Consider the following 21,489-nt stretch of genomic DNA (forward strand, 5'->3'; position numbering starts at 1 on the left):
AATTTATTTAAAACTAAAAATATTAAGTCACACGCTTATAAAAATTCTGAAATAACTAAATTTTTCTTTTCAATTAAAATTACTCGGCTTAACTAACGATGTACCTAATACATAATAAATGCTAGTTTTGTGCTAATTCGACTTAAATAGGGTTTTCACGTGTTTAAATATTTATTTTCTTTGAGTTTATTGTTATTCATCAACTTAAGTTATGCAACCGAACAAAAGCCAGTATTTGAAAAGCCTAACATTATTGTCATTATGACTGATGATCATGGCCAATGGGCGCTAGGTGCATACGAAAAACGCATGAAAACGCCTAACTTAGATTACTTAGCCGAACAAGGTGTGATATTCGACAACGCTATGACGCCAGCGCCTGTTTGTTCGGCAGCTAGAGCGAGTTTTCATACCGGTAAAATGCCCTCACAACATGGTGTTTACGATTTTTTATCTGAGGGTAAAGACTACGACAATAAGTGGTTGGTGGGAGAAAAATTTCTGGGTGAGCGATTACAAGAGAATGGCTATCGCACTGCATTATTTGGTAAATGGCACGCTAATGAAGCAAGCCCAAAGCCCGTGGCAGGTTTTGATCACTGGTTAAGTTACGATGCGTTAAAAGTAGGTTGGAAAAACCAATATCAACACCGTGGTAATGTTTCTTTTTCACAAAACGGTAAACCTGTTGAATATACGGGGGTACAAGCAAGGTTTTTAACCGCTGAAGCGATTAACTTTATCGACCAAGAAAATAGCAAACCTTTTTTTATTAACTTAAATTACGTTGAACCCCACGCTCCTTTTGAAGACCTTCCAGAGCGGCTTGTAAGTCATTACCGACCTATTGCACTTGAGATGATCCGCGACGGTGGTAATTCTGACCTTATGCTTGGCAGTAATTATTCCTCAGTACCCAAGAACCATCCTGAAGCCCTAGCACAATACTTAGCAGCAATTAGTCTTATTGACGAACAACTGGGTCATATTATGGATGCTTTGGAGGGGCGTGACTTACTTAAAAACACCGTTATTGCGTTTGTTTCTGATCATGGCTTATTAATGGGCCAATACGGTTTGTATGGCAAAACAAATGCTTCATTTCCTTATAACTTTTATGAAGAAACCATACGTATACCTTTTATAGTTTACGGACCAGAATCACTTATTCAAGGCAAACAATCACGAGGTGAATTTGTTGATTTACTCGATTTGCATAATACAATTTTAGATTTTGCTGGCGACAAAAGTTTCACTAAAGTACAAGGCCCAGGTCGTTCCATTAAGCCCTTACTAATGGCAGAACGTGTAACAAACTGGAAACGCTACCAAATAATTGAACGTGGCAATGCGCGTATGATCACTGATGGCCAATGGAAACTGGTACGTTATTACAAAAAAGACACTAGTGTTATTGATCATTGGTACGATTTATCGCATCCCATGAAGGAGCGGTTTATTACTGAGCCCCCTCGTAAAGCAATTGTGTTGAAGATGACAACTGAACTGGATGCGTTCTTTGAAAAATATAGCGACCCTGCTCACTCGGGGAAGAATATTTGGCAACAGCCAAGGCCTAATTTCAACAGCGAAAACCTGATGAACCAATCTTTATGGCAATAGCCTTATTTAACGATGCCTTAGTCACTATATAGGCATCGTTTTACTCCAGAGCGATGCATAAACATCTATTAATAAGACACTAAATTATGCCCAGCAAGACCAGATATTGAACCCGTTTTAATCCTAGGTTAATTAATTAAAACTAGCCAATACTGTACTAATGTATTCAGCAAACACGACAGCGCTAACTAACTCAGTTATAATTGTTTTTTACTTCAATTTTTAAAGATCACCATGACTGACATTATTAATAATATTGATGTTTCAATACAACCCATCGAACTTTGTAAACTTTTAAAAATTGCCAATATGGTTGGCGGTGGTGGCGAAGCTAAAATAGTGATCAGCGAAGGTTATGTATTATTAAACAACGAAGTTGAATTTCAAAAGCGTAAAAAAGTCTACCATGCTGATATTGTAGAATTTAATGGTGAAATTATTCAGGTTAATGTAGTGAAACTTGATAAAGAAGATTCGCCTGTAACAACAAAAATAAAAGCCGAGAAAACACTTACCAAACAAAGTGCGTTTAAGAAAACTAAGAATAAAAAAGCTAAAACCGATAACCAGCAACAAGCTGCTCAAGTAAATGATACTCCCCGTTCAAAACGTAAACCTATTTCTTTTTAAATACATTCAGGGCTCTTTTTATGGTAAAAACTTAAGGTATTTAACCACGAGTTCTTTGCTTTGCAAGAGACAAAAAGAATAAAGTAGGGTCAGATACACATTAAATTTTAGTAGCCTGATCACCTCTAAAACGAGCAACATAGCCAAACTTTGGGCTCAATATTCCCTCTTTACAATTACCCTAGACACCAAAATCAATTAATGTGTATCTGACCCTACTTTATATAAACATATTTATTTAAGAGAAAATTAAATATGCCCGTGTTTTTTATTTCTGTTTTGCTAAACTCAAGGTAATAGCGTAGCAATGTTATAGGCGTATTTATAAAATAATATGCTAATAAAGATAAAAGCTATAATAGGCGCTCAGAATTCAAACAATATTATCTTCTAAACAATACTTGTTTAACCAACTTGTATTTTATAATTTCGACATGTTGGCTTAGGAATGCATTTTAAGCATGGTACTAAATATAAAAAAGTTAACATCGTTTTTTGCCAAACGCCAAAATATTACAGTTAGTCAGCCTTTTATTGCTAAATTATACAAAAATTTTACCCGTGAAATTCAAGCTTGTTTTAATTTACCAACATCCAATTCAGCATTAAAAAAATCTTATAAAGCTCGTCAATATCATGCTGTTGTTCAACAGTTACCATTAAGTAGCCTTGGCAATATGCTTACATCGCTAACGCTAACCTTTTGGGGAGATATAAGTAACACTGTTTTCATCATTTGGTTTATAACGTTATGGTCCATTGCAATGATTAATATTGGACTCTGGATGAAGTTAAGACCTATTAATAAGAATAAACCCCTGCCTAATTATGCCTCTGAAACATTAATTTTTGACTTATCTGCAGCCGCATTGCTACATGTCAGTATGGCCGCCTATTTGTTTGGAATAACCAACGAAGAAGGCCGATTGTTACTCACCGCGGTCATGGCTGCTTTCGTTTCGACAGGTAGTTGGATGTTCTCGTTTTTACCTGCAGCTGGCCTCGCATGGGTATTTATTTTTTGCAGTGGCGTTATCATATTACTACCTAATACCTCTATTGGAAATTATGGGTTTTTGATCATACTGGTAAGCTTTTTTGGTTTAATTTTGTCAACAACAGTATTGGTATGCTCTCGAATGTTTTTGTCTAATTTAGATGCTGAAACCAAAATAGAAAATCAACGCCAAGTCATGGGGCTTTTACTTAACGACTTTGAAGAAAATGCCAGTGATTGGCTTTGGGAAATCAACAAATTTGGTCGCTTGCAGCATACTTCAGTGCGTTTAGCTCAAATGATGAATACAAGCCAAGAAGCTTTAGATGGTAAAGAACTTATAGCTATTATTTCTTCTCGCGTTAATACGAGCGAAGGCACAATAGCCTTGAATCTATTAGAGCGTAAAATCCAAGATAAAAAAGCATTTAAAAACTTAATTTTACCTATCATCATACAAAATAAAAATAGATGGTGGTCTATAACGGCTAACTGATAACAATGGCAAGTTTATTGGTTGGCGAGGGGTTGGCTCTGATGTAACCAATGCTAAATTAAGAGAAAAAGAAATCCTTAATCTTGCTAATACCGATAGCTTAACTAACTTAGGTAATCGTCATCAATTTAATAACGTAATGGCGTCGATATTTTCTGATAGAAAAACTAACACGGCATGTACCTTGATGCTGATTGATCTGGATAGTTTCAAAATTGTTAACGATTCATTCGGTCATACAATGGGGGATCAATTATTACAAGAAGTAGCACGGAGATTAACCACAGTACTTAAACCTGAAAGTATACTCATTAGGTTAGGTGACGATGAGTTTGCAATTGTACATACTCAAATAATGGAAAAATCAGCAGTGCGTTCATACGCTGAAAATATTTTAAAAACGTTAACTATTCCGTGGGATATTAATGAACATCGCATTGAGATTTTTGCCAGTATCGGTATTGCTTTTACCACACAAGATACACAGTCTGGCGACGATTTATTTAAGTTTTGCGATCTAGCATTATACGCAGCTAAAGCGTCTGGCAAAGGCACTTATTGCTTTTTTGAAAAATCAATGGAGCAGCAAGCACAACAAAAGTTAAGTTTACTTTCAGACAAGAAAAAAGGAATATCTAATAACGAGTTTTTTGTGCATTATCAACCTCAAATTAATTTGACTACAGGTGAACTCGCAGGCTTCGAAGCGTTAGCGAGGTGGCAACACCCAGCACTAGGCATGGTATCTCCTATTGACTTTATTCCATTGGCAGAAGAAAGTGGCTTTATTAATGTATTAAGTGAATTTATATTGAATCAGGCATGTAAAGATGCCCTGACTTGGCCTCCACATTTAAAAATTGCTGTAAATTTTTCACCTTTACAGTTCAACAATTATGGTATTTTCGAATTAATAAGTCAGACATTAACTGACTATAAATTAGCGCCCCAGCGATTAGAAATTGAATTGACTGAATCCGCTATGATAGCCAATACAGACCATGTTTTAAATATTCTTAAACAATTGCAAAAGTTAGGCGTTCGTATTGCACTTGACGATTTTGGTACTGGCTATTCATCGTTATCTTATTTACAAAAAATTCCGCTCGATGAGCTTAAAATCGATCGTTCATTTGTTTGTCAACTCGATACCCCTGATAACGAACAAGCTATGGCGGTTTTACAATGCATTTTAACTTTAGCGGAAAGTTTTAATTTTGAAACAACGGTTGAAGGTATCGAACTAGCAAAACATGTTGATATTTTTAGAGAGTTAAAAACGACTTACGGCCAAGGGTTTTATTATGCTGAGGCAGTCGACGCAAAGCAGACGCTTGCACTAATTAATAACTGGCAAGCGAAACGGTAAATACGGTAGCAGGCTATGATAGTTATAATGAATAAGCTGTTTTGGCTATAATTAAAGCTTTAATGTCTTATAGTTTTTTTTGCCAGAATACTGCTTGGCCCATTTTTGGATCCAGCTCATAGCCGCTAAACCCTACTTTTTCATAAGCCTTTTTTGCAACAATATTTCCTTCAAGTACTTCTAAGGTTAATTTACAACAGCCTTTATCAATAGCAATTTGTTCTACATAATCAAATAAATACGTGGTTAGGCCGCGCCCTCTAAACTCTTTAAGCACAACAATATCATGAAAATTAATTAAAGGTTTTGCACTAAATGTTGAAAAACCTTCCACACAATTTGCTAACGCTGCAACTTTATCATCTACATAACACAATACGCTGAAAACATTATTTTGCTGTTGTAACTTCTCAATTAAATTATGCTGTGTATATGTTGACAAGCATTCACCGCCCCCCATGGGATCAAGGGCGTATGCAGACAAACATATCATTACATCATTTGCCTGTTGCTTGTTATAATAATCCGCGGTAATTACAGATACATTCATATAAATCTCCTTTGTACGATACAAATAATAAATACATTGTTCAGCTATACGCAATACTTTGGCAATACCCTTAATTAACACAATATCATGCTAAGTGACGATAAAATAAACTCAGCCGCTTATTTGCCCTACCCCGATATATTTATCCGCGAATAATACTATAGCCTGAAAGTGTTATTTGCTAGGCTAACGGCATTGTTATCATTTTAGTTTACAAAAAAGAGTTTAATATTATGACCAGACTTAATTTGCCGCTTTGGGCATTTTTAACATTGCTTATTAACCCTATAGTTTATGCAGCAACGCAAACTCAGTTAAGTGCAATACCAGTGCCTGTTAGCAATAACGGTGTAGTACAAGTTAAAGTAAACAGTAATTGGTACTGGATTTCGTTTAGTGGTTTAGGGACCAACAAAGGCTATCAAGATGTGCATAATCGTACTTTTGCTTTTGATGTTAGTAAAAACAAATGGTTGGAAAAATCACCGGTACCAATAGCAAAGCCTATTAACGGTTTAGTAGGACGTTTAGCGAGTGTAGCAACCGCTATTGATGAAACAGCTTACGTTTTTGGTGGCTACACGGTCGCTAAAGATCATAGTGAAGTTTCGGTGCCCGACGTTTATGCTTATCATGTATTAAGCGATAAATACCAAGCTTTAGCTCCTATGCCAGTGCCTGTAGATGACACTATTGCCTTGCCTTATAACAATCGATATATCTATTTAATTAGTGGTTGGCATAACGATGGTAATGTAAATTTAGTACAGGTATATGACACTAAAACCGATAAATGGCAACAGGCATCACCGTTTCCTGGTAAGGCGGTTTTTGGCCATGCTGGCGGCATTGTTGATAATACTATATTAGTTTGCGATGGCGTTAGAGTTGACGTACACCTTAATAAACGTCGAAGTTATGCAGCAGAAACAGCCTGCTATCGAGGTGAAATTGATAGCCAAACTCCTCACAAAATTGCTTGGTTTAAAGTGGAACACCCAACAGGCGAGTCTCGTTATCGTATGGCCGCAAAAGGTATAGTTAGTAATACAAACAACAAAGAAATCGTCTTTATTGGTGGGAGTAACAACCCGTATAACTATAATGGCATTGGCTATAATGGTATGCCTTCCGAGCCAAGCGATCAAATATGGCGTTACAATATTAAAGCTGCACAATGGCTAATAACCACCACGGATACTGCAACCATGGATCATAGAGCTTTGTTAGAATTAAATGGCGAGTTATTTACCTTAGGTGGTATGGGCAAAAAACAACAAGTTCTTAATACGATTAATCGTTATTAACTAAGCTTATCAATAATATTTACCTATTGGGCAATTAAAACCTTTTTCGTGTGAAATTGCCCTGATAGAATACACCTCATATTTATACTCGCTTACTAATGGAATTTTTTCTCAATGCGTACAAGCCAATATTTACTTTCAACTTTGAAAGAAACCCCTGCTAGCGCTGAAGTTATCAGTCATCAATTAATGTTACGTGCTGGTTTAGTACGTAACGTCGCATCAGGTTTATATACTTGGTTGCCCACCGGCTTAAAAGTTTTACGCAAAGTTGAAAACATTGTTCGTGAAGAAATGGAACGTGCAGGTTCACTTGAAGTATTAATGCCAATGGTACAACCGGCAGACTTATGGGAAGAATCTGGTCGTTGGGAAGATTACGGCCCAGAACTTCTGCGTATTAATGACCGCCACAATCGCTCTTTTGTTTTAGGGCCAACGCACGAAGAAGTGATCACTAAACTTGTTGCGAACGAAATAAATAGCTACAAACAGCTACCGCTAAACGTATTTCAAATACAAACTAAATTTCGTGATGAAATACGTCCTCGTTTCGGCGTTATGCGTGGTCGTGAATTTTTAATGAAAGATGCCTACTCGTTTCATTTAGATAGTGCGTGTTTAGACAAAACTTACCAAGCGATGTTTGACGCTTATTGTCGTATTTTCGACCGTTTAGGTTTAGATTACCGTCCAGTAATTGCTGATACTGGCTCTATTGGCGGCGAAGCGTCACATGAGTTTCACGTGTTAGCTGATTCAGGTGAAGACGACATCGCCTTTAGTGACGGTTCTGATTTTGCAGCAAACGTTGAAAAAGCTGAAGCTTTAGCGCCAGCAGGCGATCGAGCTGCACCGACACAAACGATGACAGAAGTTGCAACACCTAATGCTCGTACAATAGACGATGTCGCTAAATTATTATCGATTGATGCCACAACCACAGTTAAAACACTGTTAGTGCAAGGTACATCAACAAAAGAAAACGAAACGCCGATTGTTGCGCTAGTATTACGTGGTGACCATCAATTAAATGAAGTTAAAGCCGAGAACCTAACACAGGTTGCTTCACCATTAACTTTTGCGACCGACGAACAGCTTGTAGCTGCTGCGGGCTGCAATGCAGGCTCTATTGGCCCTGTAGGTTTAAACATCGAAGTTATTGTTGATAGAAGTGCCGCGCACTTAGCTGATTTTGTGTGTGGCGCAAATAAAGACGACGTGCATTTAACCGGTGTAAACTGGGATCGTGATACCACAAGTTACACTGTTGCCGATTTACGAAACGTTGTTGCTGGTGACCCTAGCCCGTGTGGACAAGGTAATATAGAAATAAAACGTGGTATTGAAGTTGGCCATATTTTCCAACTTGGTGATAAATATGCACAAGCAATGAACTGCGGCGTATTAACTGAAGCAGGTAAAAACCAAATTTTAACCATGGGTTGTTACGGCATAGGTGTTTCACGTATTGTGGCTGCAGCTATTGAGCAAAACCATGATAAATATGGTATTAAATGGCCTGCTGCTATTGCACCATATCAAGTAGCGGTTGTGCCAATGAACATGGCAAAATCTGCACGGGTTAAAGAAACCGCAGAGGCGTTATACGAGCAGCTACAAAGCGCCGGCATTGAAGTTATATTTGACGATCGTAAAGAGCGCCCTGGTGTAATGTTTGCCGATCACGAATTAATAGGTACACCATTGTTACTTGTTATTGGTGAACGTAATTTAGACAACCAAGAAATTGAAGTGAAGAACCGAATTACTGGTGAAAAGTCGATGTTAGCCATTGCCGATGTAATGTCGTTATTTGCATAATGTTTATTTTTACGCACTTTTATAAATAAAGAGAACGGCTTTGCATAACTTGCAAGGCCGTTTTTATTTAGGTATTAACTGATACTTAGGTAAGTTTACCTAATCTCTGCAAAGCTCTATACAACTCTGCTAGCAATCACATTTATCCCAATAAATCACGCGGTCAAACAATTTTGCAATATTTAACGATAATGCTTTAAACGTGGTTATTGGCTTAACATCTGCTTGGAAACACTGCCAAATAAATTGATGACAATTGTTATTAAACAAATGATAATTAATTACCTGATAAATTTGTTCAATGGCTTTTTGTGCGGCTAATTCACTCACCAAAGGCCTACCTAATGAATCACAGGCAATAAAAATTCCATCTCCGGAGCGTGTTTGAGTAAACCTTTGCACAGATACTGCTTTAATTAAACCATTACCATCAACTTCAACAATAGTATTGTCACCAATCCAAATTCCACTGTGCTCTAAAATCCCACCAATACCACAACAAACAATCGCCCCAATCTCAGGCTTAACAAGTTGTTCAGTGTAAAACATATCAGTAGGATAGATAGCAATTGGCGACTCATGTCTTTCAAGATCAGCAAGAGTTTTCGCTCGAAACCTATTAGCACGATAACCTTGTTGACGTTTTCTATCATCAGCCAATGTTTTTACGGCTAAAACAGAAGCGGCAGCACCTAGCCACAATAAAGGTAAAGGCATTATTAGTCTCCTCGTTAGTGTAAGTTTTCCTGAATGTATGCCCGAAAAATTCCTCTTAATAACAAGATGGCGTAATTATTCACTATTTACTATAAAAAAGTTGCAAGTAACTGTTTCAAAATTGGCTAATATTCGCAACAATGGGATTAAGAACATTAATTTAAATAACGTACATTCAATGACTATCAGTTTTGCTTTAGCTTCATTTTCTGTTTCATATTAACGAGCACGGTAACGTTAATTCACTTTTATCATTTATAAGACCGCCATTATGAAAATTATCAGTAAATCTTCAAAATTAAAAAACGTATGCTATGAAATTCGTGGACAAATTGCTGCTGAAGCCAAACGTTTAGAAGATGAAGGTCATAAAATTTTAAAACTCAACATTGGTAACCCTGCCCCATTCGGTTTTGAAGCTCCCGATGATATTTTAAAAGATGTTATTCGCAACTTACCCACGGCCCAAGGGTATTGTGAATCAAAAGGTATATACCCTGCACGTGTAGCTGTAATGCAATATTTTCAACAAAATGGCATTTTAGATGTCAGTGTTGACGATATTTATATTGGTAATGGTGTTAGCGAACTTATTGTTATGGCCATGCAAGGTTTGTTGAACGACGAAGATGAAGTGTTAATTCCAGCGCCTGACTACCCCTTATGGACAGCAGCAGTTGCGCTTTCTGGTGGTGAGCCAATACATTATCATTGTGACGATGAAAACCACTGGTTTCCTGACTTAGAAGATATGGCGAATAAAATAACACCTAAAACCAAAGCCATAGTGTTAATAAACCCAAATAACCCCACTGGCGCGGTTTACAGTGAAGAAATTCTTCAGGGTATTATCTCGCTTGCACGTGAACATAACTTGATCATATTCAGTGACGAGATTTACGATAAAATTCTTTATGATCAAGCTAAGCATATTCCAACGGCAAGTTTAGCAAATGACGTATTGATTATTACTATGGGGGGGTTATCTAAAAACTATCGCATAGCAGGATTCCGCGCTGGTTGGATGGTTGTTTCTGGTCCTAAATCTCATGCCGAAGATTATTTAGAAGGTTTAAATATACTTGCTTCCATGCGCTTATGTGCCAATGTGCCCTGTCAACATGCTATTCAAACAGCACTGGGTGGCTACCAAAGTATTAACGAACTCATTCATGGCGATGGTCGTTTACTCAAGCAACGTAACTTAGCACACAAAATGATAAATGAGATTGACGGTCTTTCTTGCCACCCCGCAATGGGCGCTTTGTATTTATTCATTAAAGTGGATCAAGAAAAGTTCAACATCAGCAATGATGAAAAAATGATATTAGATTTACTCAAGCAAGAAAAAATATTGCTCGTACATGGCAGTGCTTTTAATATTCAACAAAAAAATTACTTTCGTTTAGTGTTTTTACCGCATGTAGATGAATTAAAACAAGCAATGGAAAGGTTAGCTAACTTTTTTAGCACTTACCGCCAATAATTTTTAATACTTATTTATAGTTTTACTTAAGGTTTTAATATGCAAAGTACTTTTCTCGCTTGGATGTTTAGAATGCCACTTATCAAACGCTGGGCATTAATGTTTTGCGTTAAACCAGAGAATGTTGCAGAACACTCTCATCAGGTAGCGATTGTTGCGCATTTATTAGCGGTAATTAAAAATGAAAAATTTTCAGGAAACATAAATGCCGATAAAGTTGCTACCGTTGCACTTTATCATGAAGCTAGTGAAACAAGGTTTGGTGACATTGTAAGCCCAACCAAATATGCAAACCCAGAGATCGCACGTGAGTTTAAAAAAATAGAGTATATTGCGGAAAAACAATGCCTTGAGTCTTTACCTGAAGAGTTTCAAGCTGTTTTTTCAGATATTATTGTGCAAGATAATGTAGACGAACAATACAAAAAAATTGTTAAAGCCGCCGACATATTAGTGGCGTATATTAAAGCACTTGATGAATTGAACCACCAAAATCATGAGTTTGATCACGTAAAAGAACGTTTAGAGTTAAAGTTAACCAGCCTAAAGCAACAAATGCCTGAAGTTGAATATTTTTTGTCGGTTTTCCTTAAATCTTGCTCTACAACAGTAGATAAGCTTACCGAAGTGCAAATTAAAAAATAGTAGCAACGTGCACCTAGTTAAACATTCATACGCTTATTAAAAATAATTAAATGAGAAAAACCATAAAATATTATGATAAAAAAACATCTAGGCTTTTTGATTAACCTTGTCGCTATAGCGTTATTTATTCCGGGTATATTTTTACCTATGTTTTCGCTAAATATGGCGATGACAGCAAACGTTAGTGGTGCAAAAGTTACCAATACATTAATTGATAAAAACTTATCTTTATTACAGACAGTACAAGAACTTTGGCAAGATGAACGCTTATTAGTTGCCGCATTAATTTTTGCTTTTTCAATTTGTATTCCAGTGATCAAGTTTATATTGCTTACCCTAGCTTACATAAAAAAGCATACCAGGCTTGAAGTTATGGTTTATAGCATTATTAGCAAAATTGGTAAGTGGTCGATGGCTGATGTCTTTGTAGTCGCTATTTTCCTTGCTGTGTTATCTACAAATCATGCGGAAACCGCGACACAACAACAAATGGCAATTTTTGGTTTCAAGTTAGACTTTATTATTAGTAGCGAAACTTTGTCTGCTTTGGGGCCAGGCTTTTATTACTTTACTAGCTATTGTTTATTGTCTTTATTAGGCACAGCAATAAGTAGCAGTAGCATTGGTACAAAAGTTTTAGCGACAGCAAAACCATCAGCTGTGATTAAAGCTATTGACGAGTAATAATTAACCTAACCCACCTATTATAAATAACACTGACTAAAATTAGGCCATGTGGCTAGTGGTGCTAAAGCGCAATAATATTTTGCTGGTGACGAAAAATACTGATGCAGCTTTTGGGTATTCAGGCCTTTAATTTTTAATAATGTAAAAGTCGTCTCCACGTTTCACAGTTAAGTAAGCACGATTGTACTCGCTGAATATACATATAGGGCGGCGGTGCAAAGAGCAATATACATTGCCGTCTGGTTTGAGTTCATCAAGGCTTATATCAGCACCTTGATGTGGGCACTTTGCTGAAATAGTACGATACTCTATTTCACCATTGGCTAGCAGCTGCCGATAGATAACAACAGGCTTTTCTGTGCTTGAATATGGTAACTTCGCCATCGCAAATAGAACATCTTCACGCTGAGTTGTCTTAAGATCTGCAAGCTTAATTTCATCTGCTACCTGGCCGCCTGCGGGGTAGTACTTATCTAATGTTAGCAAAATTATTTCCAAATATTCTTTAGTATAACAAGCTTATATTTTGTCATGTTTATTATCTTATTCAAGTATGATTAATGGTTATGAAGAACGTAAATATTGCAGGCTAACGGCTTGTAATTTATTTTATACTGGCAATAAATAGCAGTTCTTCCATAAAATAATGAATAAACTAGCCACTCTCAGCTACTAATCACAGCTACTAATCACAGCGAAAAAATTACAATCACTCAGTTATTTCTGCTAATTGATTAAAATTTAATACTCTTGAAATTGTCTTAAACAATAAGTAATACTACCTTTAGATAATCAATAAAAATTTGACTAGGTAGTTTTACCTTGAAACAACATTATTATATATCAGTCTTTATTTTTTTATCGCTTACTATGATACATACCATGTCACTTGCTAGCGATAAAAGCATTAACTTCAGTGTGCCGCCATTCTCACCTTTTAATGGCTTTGATGAGCAGCCAAAATGTAAAGGTGTTGGGGTGCTAGCTATTGAAAAAGTAGTCAACAATCTTGAAGAAGATTTCACATTAGCTAGACTCCCTTACGCTAGAATTTTAAATTCATTGAAAACAGGCCAGCTTGATTTAGCAATATTATTTAAAAATAATACCGTTGCTGAAAACATTGAATACATTGGCCCACTTTCTATGGCAAAGGTTTTGGTTATTACTCAACCTGGTACCACAGTGAAACATTATAAAGATTTATATCAGCTCGACAGTATTGGGGTGATCAGAAGTGCACAATTTAATAAAAAATTTGATCAAGACAGGCTATTGAAAAAAGTTAACGTTAGTAGCTATAGCCAAGCGATTAAGTTGCTAAAATTAAAGCGTATAAACGCTGTCGTTGGCTCTAAAATTGGACTTGAGTATGCTTTATATCATGAAAACATGAGCAATGAATTAATAGCTGATGCTTTTTACCTTGGTGACAAAGAGCTAGGATTACACCTTTCAAAAAAGTCTGCTTTAATCAGCAACCTTCCGCTGATAAAAAACGCAGTAAAAAGCGCTTATCAAGCTAATCTTACTGAACAGATTTATAGGCAGCAAATGAATGAGTGTTATTCAAAAATATATTAGTGTGTGTTTTGCCCATGATGCTGGCAACCTGCGGTTTCAATTTGCAATACACTGGTTGTAATATCGAACTGCTCTTTTAAAACACGTTCAACTTGAAAACGACAAATTTCGTCATGTTTCTCTAATGTACATTGATGTTTTAACACAATATGTGCACCAACAACCACTTCACCATTATCACTTTTTACAATTAAGTTATGCACATTGTCGATATGGTCTACTTGCTGTAAAGCTGTTTCAATTTTTTTCAGTGCGGGTAAGCGCACACGGTTGAAAAACAGTCCTTTAATACATTTATAAAGCAACTTAGAGCCGGTAAATAGTACAAATATAGAAATAAGTACGCTAGATAAAGAGTCAACAACCGTCCAACCAGTAGCATAAATAATAATACTGGTGGCAAAAGTCACGATAGTTGACAGTAAATCAAAAAAAGTATGTAAAAAAACAGCATATACGTTCACGCTATCTTTGCGGCCTTTATATAAAATATAGGCCGATGCACCATGAAACAAAAAGCCTAACGATGCAACTGAGGACATAACAAAAGTATTTATTTCATGTTCATCATGATGCTCATGACCAAATATTCTGTCGGCACCTTGCAGTAAAATCCAACAACTGATCAAGATATATAACGTGCCGTTAATTAAACCACCTGATAACTCTAACCGTTGATAACCATCACTAAAGGTTCGGCCAAACTTAATCGCTAAAGTTGAGGCTATTAGCGCAATAAACAAAGAACTGTTATGCACAAACAAATGCCCAGCATCAGCATAAACAGCTAAGGAATTAGCATAGAAGGCACCGGCCAGCTGTAACAGCATAAATACACTGGTAATAGCCAGTGCAATAAGTAAGCGCCGTTGTGATGCTTTATGGGTAGTAATAGTTGTCATGCGAAAAAGTTAATACTCTCATTATGGAGATTAATTGAAATTGCTGCGTCATATGTCGTCGAAAAGCGCAGCTGATGTAGTCTTATTTATTCAAAATAAATAATCAGTACAATTGTACATTAAAAACATAAACTACAATTGTACATTACAGAACATTTTAATTACTGCGCCCAATAAGCTTGGTCTAAGCTGTCTTCACGTTCAGGTAAACCACGAGATAAACGCGGGGAGTGCTGCACTAATACCTCATAACTTGCTCTGTTTGCATATTTACTCATTTGAGATAATGAAGAATAAGTTAACGCAGGCTGTTGATGTTTACTGGAATTTGAAACTGTGTTTTTATGATAAACATTAGCACTTAAATCATGCAATATTGCAGCAAGCGCTGCATCACCAGCACCGTTAGTATTTTTAATACTTTCAGGGCCGCCCATATAAGGTGCAGAATGTGTATATATGCGAATAGGTTGTTTACAATCTTTTAAAAACATAGGGCGAGAATATTCATAACGATTAAATTCATGTATTTCGCCTGAAAGTAATGGATACTCACTTTCTCGTTTAAAGGCATCGTCAACGTAACCTGCCATGTATAAACCATCTTTTCCAGCAGTACAAATAACCATATCTACCCAATCGAGGCATTTATTGGCGGCAAGCAGCGGATCTTCAATTTCCGTAATAGCCAAGGCTTCTTCTTCATTCATTGTTAGAATGTTGACATATTTTTGCACAAAATTACGCCAAAACTCAGGCTCTTCTTCGATTAAAAATTTAGTGCCTAACGTTAGTACAACAGGTACACCGGCAGCATTTGCACACTTAACGGCTTTAACAGCAGCTTCAGTCATGGTATCGCCGGGCTGTGTGCGCATTAAATACGAACTAATAACTAATGCTGAAGCTCCAGCAATTAATGACTCGTCGATAGAGTCAGGATGTAAACGGTTAATTAAGCCAGCATTAATACCAAATGTACGTTCTCCGGTATCATCTATCAATGTAAAGCAGCGACCAATAGGCCCATCTACCGGTTGAAGGTAATTAAGATCAACACGCGATGAAGTATTACTGATAAAACGATAAGCGTAATCACCAACATGAATATTTTTAGACATTACGCCAAGCAATACCGAGCGGTCATCAGCAAGCACAGAATAGTTGTGCATAGTGTTACCAATTGTGCCTCCCGCAAATTCATAATTTATTAGCGACTCATCTTTTAAGCGTTGATAAAGACGCTGAGTAACCTCGTCTGAAATAACTTGAGACATACCACGTTGAAGGCCGAATTCATCTAAAAAAGCTTGATCTACTTTCGCTTCTATATCGACTAAAACTTGATCAATACCCACAATGTAATTTTGCTTAGCATTAGCGCTAGCGTTTACTTGGTTTGTTAGTGGGTTTTTATGATCGACAGGGAAATAATGTCTATGTTGACGTCGTCCAGGAAACTTCATGAAGCAATACACGGTTAATGGCAAAAAACGAATTATACCGTATTGCTATTTGGTTTGACCAGAGCACATCACATGAAATAACACAGAAATGTCTATAAGTTTGTACTTATCGCTAAATTGTAATTTTATAGTTGCTTAAAAATTAGCTAAAGAGCGTTTTATAATTCAAGACAAAGCTCTAAATTAACGCTCTTCAATTAATAATTGAAATAAAGATCAATGCATTACATAATCGTCATACGACTCGATTTCTCTTTGCATTCTTTTTTGCTCTTTTAATGCTTCAATTTCGCGCCATTTACGCTTTGACTGCTTGCTATTTTTTTTCTGTTGAAACTCAGCATAATCGTCTACTTCATCTAAATACTTTTCTTTATATTGCATAACACATACTCATTTAAATAATTTATCTTTAAATTAATAAGTTTGTGTTTCAGTTATTTGAACGAAATATGACAATTTAAATACCAGCTAAAGTTATTTGAACTCACCATTGGCTATCTATTTTTTTAAATTCTCTTTTACTCCATTACATTGAATTCATTTTCATAGGTAAGAATGTGATAATGACAAAGGCCTAAGCTATAAGTTAATTAATTTAAACTAAAATACAAACAGCGCTAATTATTTAAAAGAATTTATGCTTAAATAAACAATATGATGAAAAATAGAAAATTAAGCCCATTGGAGAGCATATATGACAGAAAATAAAAAATATCGTTTAGTAACTAGAAGTGATTTCGATGGCTTGGTTTGCGCTATATTACTCAAGCATATTAATTTAGTTAACGACATTCTTTTTGTTCATCCAAAAGACATGCAAGATGGCGTTATCCCTATTAGCTCTAACGATATTTCGACTAATCTTCCTTTTGTTGAAGGTGTACATATCGCTTTTGATCACCATCATAGCGAAACCATACGCAATGAAAAAAGTGATAATCATGTTATAGACCCTAAGGCACCATCAGCGGCACGTGTTGTTTATGATTATTACGGTGGCGCTGAAACATTTCCAAAAGATTGGGATAGTATGATGGCAGCCGTTGACAAAAGTGATTCGGCACAATTTAACATGGAAGAAGTGTTAAATGCTAAAGACTGGGATTTACTTAATTTCATTATGGATTCTCGCACGGGTTTAGGCCGATTTAGAGATTTTAGAATTTCTAACTATGAGCTTATGATGGCTTTAATCGAGTTTGGTAAAGATCATAATATTGACCAGTTACTTGAATTGCCAGACGTAAAAGAACGTACTGAGCTTTACTTTGAACATGAAGAAAGCTTTAAAGAACAAATTATGCGCTGTGCAACCGTACACGGTAATTTAGTGGTCTTAGATTTACGCGATGAAATAATTATTTACTCTGGTAACCGCTTTGTAATTTACGCCTTATTTCCACAATGTAATATTTCAATTCACATTATGTGGGGCCTTAAAAAACAAAACACCGTTTTTGCGACAGGTAAGTCTATTTTTGACCGTAGTTCAAAAACGAATGTTGGCGAATTAATGCTTAAATTTAATGGCGGTGGCCATAATGCCGCAGGTACTTGCCAAGTGCCACATGAAGAGAATGAAGCATGTCTTGCAGAGCTTATTTCTACAATCAATGCTGATGGCTAAATATCAATAAACTTATCTAAAAGCCTAACTCGTATAAAGTAAATACTTTATACGAGTTAAATAACGATATAGAAAAGCGTTAACTATATTATGTACCTTGCTATTTTATATGTGCTTATTAATAAACCTCAACGACTCTTCTAAAAATATTCGGCGAGAATTACCACTAGAGAACCAATGGTCTTCCCCTTCTAACTCAATATACTCACTTTTATTATTTCCTAATTCTTTTAATTTTTTATGCATTTTATTCGATTGAAATACAGGTACTTGAGTATCATTATTCCCATGTATTAATAACAAAGGTAGCGTTGCTTTAGAAGCCAAATGGTAAGGTGAGTATTGATGTAACTCTTTATAATCCCCGGGTTTACCAATACTTTTAGAAAAGTAACCAGAGAAATTCAATTGCTCTTTTTCATGTAAGAAAACATCACCTAAATTACTAATGCCTGCAAATGAAACACTGCATTTAAACATATTTTGTCTACTAGTAGCGCTAAACATAGCAACATAGCCGCCATAACTTCCACCCACAACACAAATTCTATTTGGGTCTATTTTGCCATCTGTTATTAATAACTTAACGCCCTCATCAACATCTCTTTGCATCGCCTGGCCCCACTGTCCGTAACCACTTTCTGCAAAGTTTTTACCGAAGCCAGAAGAGCCCCTAAAGTTAGGCTGAAAAACAGCAAAGCCCTCAGCTACATAAAACTGACGCATCCAATCAAAGCTCATATCATCTCTAGATTCTGGTCCACCATGAGGCATAACAATTAGCGGGGGTTTTTCATCTGTTTTTAACACTGGCATAGTGAAGTAGCCCGTGATCTTTTGCTCATCACTCGTTTCATAATCAAAGCGATTAACTTTACCTAAAAGAGCTTTGTCGACAGCGGGATAACCTTCAGCTACTGGCATTAGCTGACCTAATTTACGATCGTAAACCGTATATTTTTCCGGATAAGAACTACCTGAAGTTTTAATTACAATACGCTCACGCTTTAAATCATAAGATGTAATATTAACTTCAGTATCCAAATAAGTCGCTTTCAGATCAGCTTGAATCTGTGCTAGTTCATTATCTAGATAATCATATTCAGCATAATCTTCAATTAATTTTGTACCAACTATTTTATAGGCATTGTTGTAATCATAAACAATATTATCTACATCATAAATATCACTTTCAGCAACCGTAGTGGCTTTACTAACAATAAACTTATCTATCGTAGATTTTACCAATACTCGCCTACTGTCTTTATTACTCTGCCAATAATATAGCGTTTTTTTATCTTCACTTAGCCTAACCACAACTTCAGTGAAGTTTTCCAATTTTCCGTCTTTTAAAATAGAAAGCCGTTCAAAGTCGCCCTCTGATTCATCTCTATATAAATTGACCCATTTAGTCACCTTACCGCTGTAGAGCCGATAAAGAAAAACATCACCGTCGTTATCTGTCAGCCAATTTCTTGCATTAGTATCTCTAAATATCTCTTCTCTACTGCCATCTTCAAGCTTCACTTTATACAGCGCATTGATTTTCCCGTAATAATATGAAAGCAAAATGTGTTCATTGTCGTCAGGTAATTTATTAACTAAAGTGGGAGCACCAATATTGCGCTTAAAACGACTACTGTTAAAAATCCACTTAACCTCGTTAATTTCCACGTCAAGAACTCCTAACCTATACATGGTAAAGGTTTCAAAATCACCTCTTGAATAATATGGAATGGTTAAATCTAGTAAAACATTTTTATTATTTGCCCATGTAAAGCCTCGTATCAACGCTTTTTTCATTCCAAAAACTGTAGGGTTACCACCAGCTAATGCTTGGGTTACAACTACATACTTACCGTCTAGATCTCTTAGATAAGCAATTTTTTGTCCATCAGGTGAGATTTGTACATCTGTTACAAAAGGGAGTCGGCCAAAACTATCTACGTTGCTGTTTGCTTGAGCAAAGTAGCAAATCATAGATAAAGACACAGCCAATAAAAGCTTCATAGTTAATCCTTTGATTATTATTATTTTTATATTTTCCATTACGCTAACTCATTAATACTACGTTCTTTAAGTGGATTTTAAAAGCAGCTAATTTAGTTTTTATACCGCCCTTAACGTTAACAAATAAATATAGTTTACTCGTAGTCACAAAATACAAAAATAATTAAATTTATGTTATACATGAATACCTTGAAACACTTTTAAATTTAACAAGGAACATTATGTCTGAATCTCAATGCGCATCATGCAATCATATTGTTAAAGCAAAAGTACTTCATTGCCCTATGTGTAATGGTGGTATGAAAGTATTAGAGGAAACGAAACAAAAGTCGTGTCCTCGATGTTCCATACCTTTACAGATAAAGCACTACAGAAAGTATGAATTAGATAAATGTAATCAATGTGAAGGCCTATGGTTACAACCAGATGAATTTTCAGTTTTAACATCCGAATTTGACGTTTACCGTGATGCTGAAAGTAATCCACAATATTTACGTACGGGGCTACCTCAAGCTGAAAACTACTTACCCTGTGCAAATTGCCATAAAGTTATGTCAAGGCGCAACTTTAAGTCGATTTCTGGCGTATTAATTGATGCCTGCATACATTGCGGCGTTTGGTTAGACAAAGGCGAGTTACAAAGTATTCGAAACTTTATCGCCAGCGGTGGTTTAGATCAGGCTCAAGATAATAAGCTGGTAAAACAAGAGCTAAAATTAGATGCGTTGAATGATCGTGTTTCGGACCTTGAATTGATGGAGAAAATGCTGAATAAATATAATATGAAAAGAATATTATTCAGAGGATTTTAAACTTTTGTAAGCTAAAAGTAAGTAAAATACAGAGCGGCTAAACTTAGCCCATAAGTTCAATTATGTAATTAGCTAGAAAATTTTAAAAGTAAACTCCACAGTCGAACCAAACGCCAAGCACGCCACATTAAACGCACGAACGTAATATTTAGCATCATGGAGGAAACTCGTTTAATGCAGTCGCGCCAACAAACTCCAGAGCTAAGGAAGTATAAATGCTGCTAAGCTCCCCTCTCCTTTTTGATTTAGTCGGCCCCAATGCCATACTTATAAACAAGCTCCAGTCCGATCAATTTACAGGGGCTTGGTGAAAGAGTAATGTGTATCTGACCCTACTTACTATTGTCGTTTGACTATCTAAAACATTAATTTCTTGAAACATTAAAATATAAACTCAAGAATCGAATCAAACACCAAGTCTGCTTCATTAAAAGCCGGAATGATGACCAATATTCACGTACGTCGAGAATATTGGGCATCATGGAGGGAATACGTTTAATGCAGCAGCGACGGGTGAGTCCAGAGAAGGTTCGGCGTTTAACCCTCTTTGGGTATAGTCGGCACCCCGACGCCAAACCAATAAACAAGCACCAAGCCGATCAATTCGCAGTGAGTGAGTATCTGTCTAATATTAATATGATTTTAATATTTTTTTTGAAACTTAACTGCTTGGAGTTTTAATCTCTGCTTGGCGTCGCGGTGGCGACAACACCCAGAGGGGCGCTGCACGCCAAACGCCCCTCTGGACTCCCCA

General features: G+C 36.3%; 19 protein-coding genes. 12 read left to right on the top strand and 7 right to left on the bottom strand.

The genetic code is table 11. The features are described 5' to 3' along the window. Nucleotides 1–159 precede the first annotated feature (159 nt). The 4 genes from AC27H3_RS10425 (at nucleotide 160) to AC27H3_RS10440 (ending at nucleotide 5,115) form a co-directional block, all read left to right on the top strand. The gene (locus tag AC27H3_RS10425) at nucleotides 160–1,623 is read left to right on the top strand and encodes a sulfatase family protein (RefSeq protein ID WP_487105973.1); all 1,464 of its coding nucleotides are present in this window, start codon (nucleotides 160–162) and stop codon (nucleotides 1,621–1,623) included. 234 nt (nucleotides 1,624–1,857) lie between these two features. After that, nucleotides 1,858–2,253 (top strand): RNA-binding S4 domain-containing protein, encoded by a 396-nt coding sequence (locus AC27H3_RS10430; RefSeq protein ID WP_487105975.1) that lies wholly within the window; start codon nucleotides 1,858–1,860, stop codon nucleotides 2,251–2,253. A 461-nt stretch (nucleotides 2,254–2,714) separates the two neighbouring features. Further along, a complete protein-coding gene (locus AC27H3_RS10435) occupies nucleotides 2,715–3,746 on the top strand; it encodes a hypothetical protein (RefSeq protein WP_487105977.1) in 1,032 nt (343 codons plus the stop codon). A 73-nt stretch (nucleotides 3,747–3,819) separates the two neighbouring features. Further along, nucleotides 3,820–5,115 (top strand): putative bifunctional diguanylate cyclase/phosphodiesterase, encoded by a 1,296-nt coding sequence (locus AC27H3_RS10440; protein ID WP_487106002.1) that lies wholly within the window; start codon nucleotides 3,820–3,822, stop codon nucleotides 5,113–5,115. Nucleotides 5,116–5,182: 67 nt separating this feature from the next. Here AC27H3_RS10440 and AC27H3_RS10445 read toward each other — a convergent pair whose 3' ends face one another. After that, nucleotides 5,183–5,665 carry a GNAT family N-acetyltransferase gene (locus tag AC27H3_RS10445; RefSeq protein WP_487105979.1) on the bottom strand — a complete coding sequence of 161 codons (483 nt, stop codon included), beginning with the start codon at nucleotides 5,663–5,665 and terminating at the stop codon, nucleotides 5,183–5,185. A gap of 233 nt (nucleotides 5,666–5,898) precedes the next feature. On the opposite strand from AC27H3_RS10445, the gene AC27H3_RS10450 reads away from it, so the two are divergent. Both AC27H3_RS10450 and AC27H3_RS10455 read left to right on the top strand, forming a co-directional pair. Then, nucleotides 5,899–6,972, top strand: a complete 1,074-nt coding sequence (locus AC27H3_RS10450; protein ID WP_487105980.1) for a Kelch repeat-containing protein — start codon at nucleotides 5,899–5,901, stop codon at nucleotides 6,970–6,972. Between the two features lie 114 nt (nucleotides 6,973–7,086). Continuing rightward, complete coding sequence (locus tag AC27H3_RS10455) at nucleotides 7,087–8,796, top strand: proline--tRNA ligase (protein WP_487105982.1); 1,710 nt, start codon at nucleotides 7,087–7,089, stop codon at nucleotides 8,794–8,796. A gap of 129 nt (nucleotides 8,797–8,925) precedes the next feature. Here the strand turns inward: AC27H3_RS10455 and AC27H3_RS10460 are convergent, their stop codons facing one another. Further along, entirely contained in the window at nucleotides 8,926–9,513 is a 588-nt protein-coding gene (locus tag AC27H3_RS10460; RefSeq protein WP_487105984.1) for a hypothetical protein, read from the bottom strand. Nucleotides 9,514–9,784: 271 nt separating this feature from the next. Between AC27H3_RS10460 and AC27H3_RS10465 the strand changes: the two genes are divergently transcribed. The 3 genes from AC27H3_RS10465 to AC27H3_RS10475 all read left to right on the top strand — a co-directional run bounded on the left by AC27H3_RS10465 (nucleotide 9,785) and on the right by AC27H3_RS10475 (nucleotide 12,328). After that, nucleotides 9,785–10,999 carry a pyridoxal phosphate-dependent aminotransferase gene (locus AC27H3_RS10465; protein WP_487105986.1) on the top strand — a complete coding sequence of 405 codons (1,215 nt, stop codon included), beginning with the start codon at nucleotides 9,785–9,787 and terminating at the stop codon, nucleotides 10,997–10,999. Nucleotides 11,000–11,038: 39 nt separating this feature from the next. Further along, on the top strand, nucleotides 11,039–11,644 hold the full coding sequence (yfbR, locus tag AC27H3_RS10470) for a 5'-deoxynucleotidase (protein WP_085302420.1): 606 nt from the start codon (nucleotides 11,039–11,041) through the stop codon (nucleotides 11,642–11,644). 72 nt (nucleotides 11,645–11,716) lie between these two features. Further along, nucleotides 11,717–12,328, top strand: coding sequence for a paraquat-inducible protein A (locus tag AC27H3_RS10475; RefSeq protein ID WP_487105988.1), 612 nt, complete (start codon nucleotides 11,717–11,719; stop codon nucleotides 12,326–12,328). Nucleotides 12,329–12,457: 129 nt separating this feature from the next. Here AC27H3_RS10475 and AC27H3_RS10480 read toward each other — a convergent pair whose 3' ends face one another. Next, nucleotides 12,458–12,817 (bottom strand): Rieske 2Fe-2S domain-containing protein, encoded by a 360-nt coding sequence (locus AC27H3_RS10480; protein ID WP_085302424.1) that lies wholly within the window; start codon nucleotides 12,815–12,817, stop codon nucleotides 12,458–12,460. A gap of 396 nt (nucleotides 12,818–13,213) precedes the next feature. On the opposite strand from AC27H3_RS10480, the gene AC27H3_RS10485 reads away from it, so the two are divergent. Then, nucleotides 13,214–13,915, top strand: a complete 702-nt coding sequence (locus AC27H3_RS10485) for a hypothetical protein (RefSeq protein ID WP_487105990.1) — start codon at nucleotides 13,214–13,216, stop codon at nucleotides 13,913–13,915. On the opposite strand, the gene AC27H3_RS10490 is transcribed toward AC27H3_RS10485, so the two are convergent. From AC27H3_RS10490 to AC27H3_RS10500, 3 genes are all read right to left on the bottom strand, one after another. Beyond that, the gene (locus tag AC27H3_RS10490) at nucleotides 13,912–14,817 is read right to left on the bottom strand and encodes a cation diffusion facilitator family transporter (protein ID WP_487105992.1); all 906 of its coding nucleotides are present in this window, start codon (nucleotides 14,815–14,817) and stop codon (nucleotides 13,912–13,914) included. The two genes, AC27H3_RS10485 and AC27H3_RS10490, sit on opposite strands and share 4 nt — an antisense overlap. A 161-nt stretch (nucleotides 14,818–14,978) precedes the next feature. After that, on the bottom strand, nucleotides 14,979–16,283 hold the full coding sequence (locus AC27H3_RS10495; RefSeq protein ID WP_487105994.1) for an inosine/guanosine kinase: 1,305 nt from the start codon (nucleotides 16,281–16,283) through the stop codon (nucleotides 14,979–14,981). A 216-nt stretch (nucleotides 16,284–16,499) separates the two neighbouring features. Further along, nucleotides 16,500–16,667, bottom strand: a complete 168-nt coding sequence (locus AC27H3_RS10500; protein ID WP_487105996.1) for a DUF3545 family protein — start codon at nucleotides 16,665–16,667, stop codon at nucleotides 16,500–16,502. 313 nt (nucleotides 16,668–16,980) lie between these two features. Here AC27H3_RS10500 and AC27H3_RS10505 point away from each other — a divergent pair, with 313 nt between their 5' ends. After that, on the top strand, nucleotides 16,981–17,913 hold the full coding sequence (locus AC27H3_RS10505) for an exopolyphosphatase (RefSeq protein ID WP_487105998.1): 933 nt from the start codon (nucleotides 16,981–16,983) through the stop codon (nucleotides 17,911–17,913). A gap of 105 nt (nucleotides 17,914–18,018) precedes the next feature. On the opposite strand, the gene AC27H3_RS10510 is transcribed toward AC27H3_RS10505, so the two are convergent. Further along, on the bottom strand, nucleotides 18,019–19,923 hold the full coding sequence (locus AC27H3_RS10510; RefSeq protein WP_487106000.1) for an alpha/beta hydrolase family protein: 1,905 nt from the start codon (nucleotides 19,921–19,923) through the stop codon (nucleotides 18,019–18,021). Nucleotides 19,924–20,144: 221 nt separating this feature from the next. On the opposite strand from AC27H3_RS10510, the gene AC27H3_RS10515 reads away from it, so the two are divergent. Next, nucleotides 20,145–20,735, top strand: coding sequence for a zf-TFIIB domain-containing protein (locus AC27H3_RS10515; RefSeq protein ID WP_487106001.1), 591 nt, complete (start codon nucleotides 20,145–20,147; stop codon nucleotides 20,733–20,735). Nucleotides 20,736–21,489: the final 754 nt, after the last annotated feature.

The organism is Colwellia sp. NW0002-52-1 (genome assembly GCF_057550865.1).

Excerpts from the sequence above, each read along its gene's own strand:
- AC27H3_RS10465 (WP_487105986.1), top strand. The coding sequence starts at position 9,785 with ATGAAAATTATCAGTAAATCTTCAAAATTAAAAAACGTATGCTATGAA.
- AC27H3_RS10500 (WP_487105996.1), bottom strand. The coding sequence starts at position 16,667 with ATGCAATATAAAGAAAAGTATTTAGATGAAGTAGACGATTATGCTGAG.
- AC27H3_RS10445 (WP_487105979.1), bottom strand. The coding sequence starts at position 5,665 with ATGAATGTATCTGTAATTACCGCGGATTATTATAACAAGCAACAGGCA.
- AC27H3_RS10435 (WP_487105977.1), top strand. The coding sequence starts at position 2,715 with ATGGTACTAAATATAAAAAAGTTAACATCGTTTTTTGCCAAACGCCAA.
- AC27H3_RS10505 (WP_487105998.1), top strand. The coding sequence starts at position 16,981 with ATGACAGAAAATAAAAAATATCGTTTAGTAACTAGAAGTGATTTCGAT.
- AC27H3_RS10430 (WP_487105975.1), top strand. The coding sequence starts at position 1,858 with ATGACTGACATTATTAATAATATTGATGTTTCAATACAACCCATCGAA.
- AC27H3_RS10485 (WP_487105990.1), top strand. The coding sequence starts at position 13,214 with ATGTCACTTGCTAGCGATAAAAGCATTAACTTCAGTGTGCCGCCATTC.
- AC27H3_RS10450 (WP_487105980.1), top strand. The coding sequence starts at position 5,899 with ATGACCAGACTTAATTTGCCGCTTTGGGCATTTTTAACATTGCTTATT.
- AC27H3_RS10515 (WP_487106001.1), top strand. The coding sequence starts at position 20,145 with ATGTCTGAATCTCAATGCGCATCATGCAATCATATTGTTAAAGCAAAA.
- AC27H3_RS10475 (WP_487105988.1), top strand. The coding sequence starts at position 11,717 with ATGATAAAAAAACATCTAGGCTTTTTGATTAACCTTGTCGCTATAGCG.
- AC27H3_RS10510 (WP_487106000.1), bottom strand. The coding sequence starts at position 19,923 with ATGAAGCTTTTATTGGCTGTGTCTTTATCTATGATTTGCTACTTTGCT.
- AC27H3_RS10490 (WP_487105992.1), bottom strand. The coding sequence starts at position 14,817 with ATGACAACTATTACTACCCATAAAGCATCACAACGGCGCTTACTTATT.
- AC27H3_RS10460 (WP_487105984.1), bottom strand. The coding sequence starts at position 9,513 with ATGCCTTTACCTTTATTGTGGCTAGGTGCTGCCGCTTCTGTTTTAGCC.
- yfbR (WP_085302420.1), top strand. The coding sequence starts at position 11,039 with ATGCAAAGTACTTTTCTCGCTTGGATGTTTAGAATGCCACTTATCAAA.
- AC27H3_RS10495 (WP_487105994.1), bottom strand. The coding sequence starts at position 16,283 with ATGAAGTTTCCTGGACGACGTCAACATAGACATTATTTCCCTGTCGAT.
- AC27H3_RS10455 (WP_487105982.1), top strand. The coding sequence starts at position 7,087 with ATGCGTACAAGCCAATATTTACTTTCAACTTTGAAAGAAACCCCTGCT.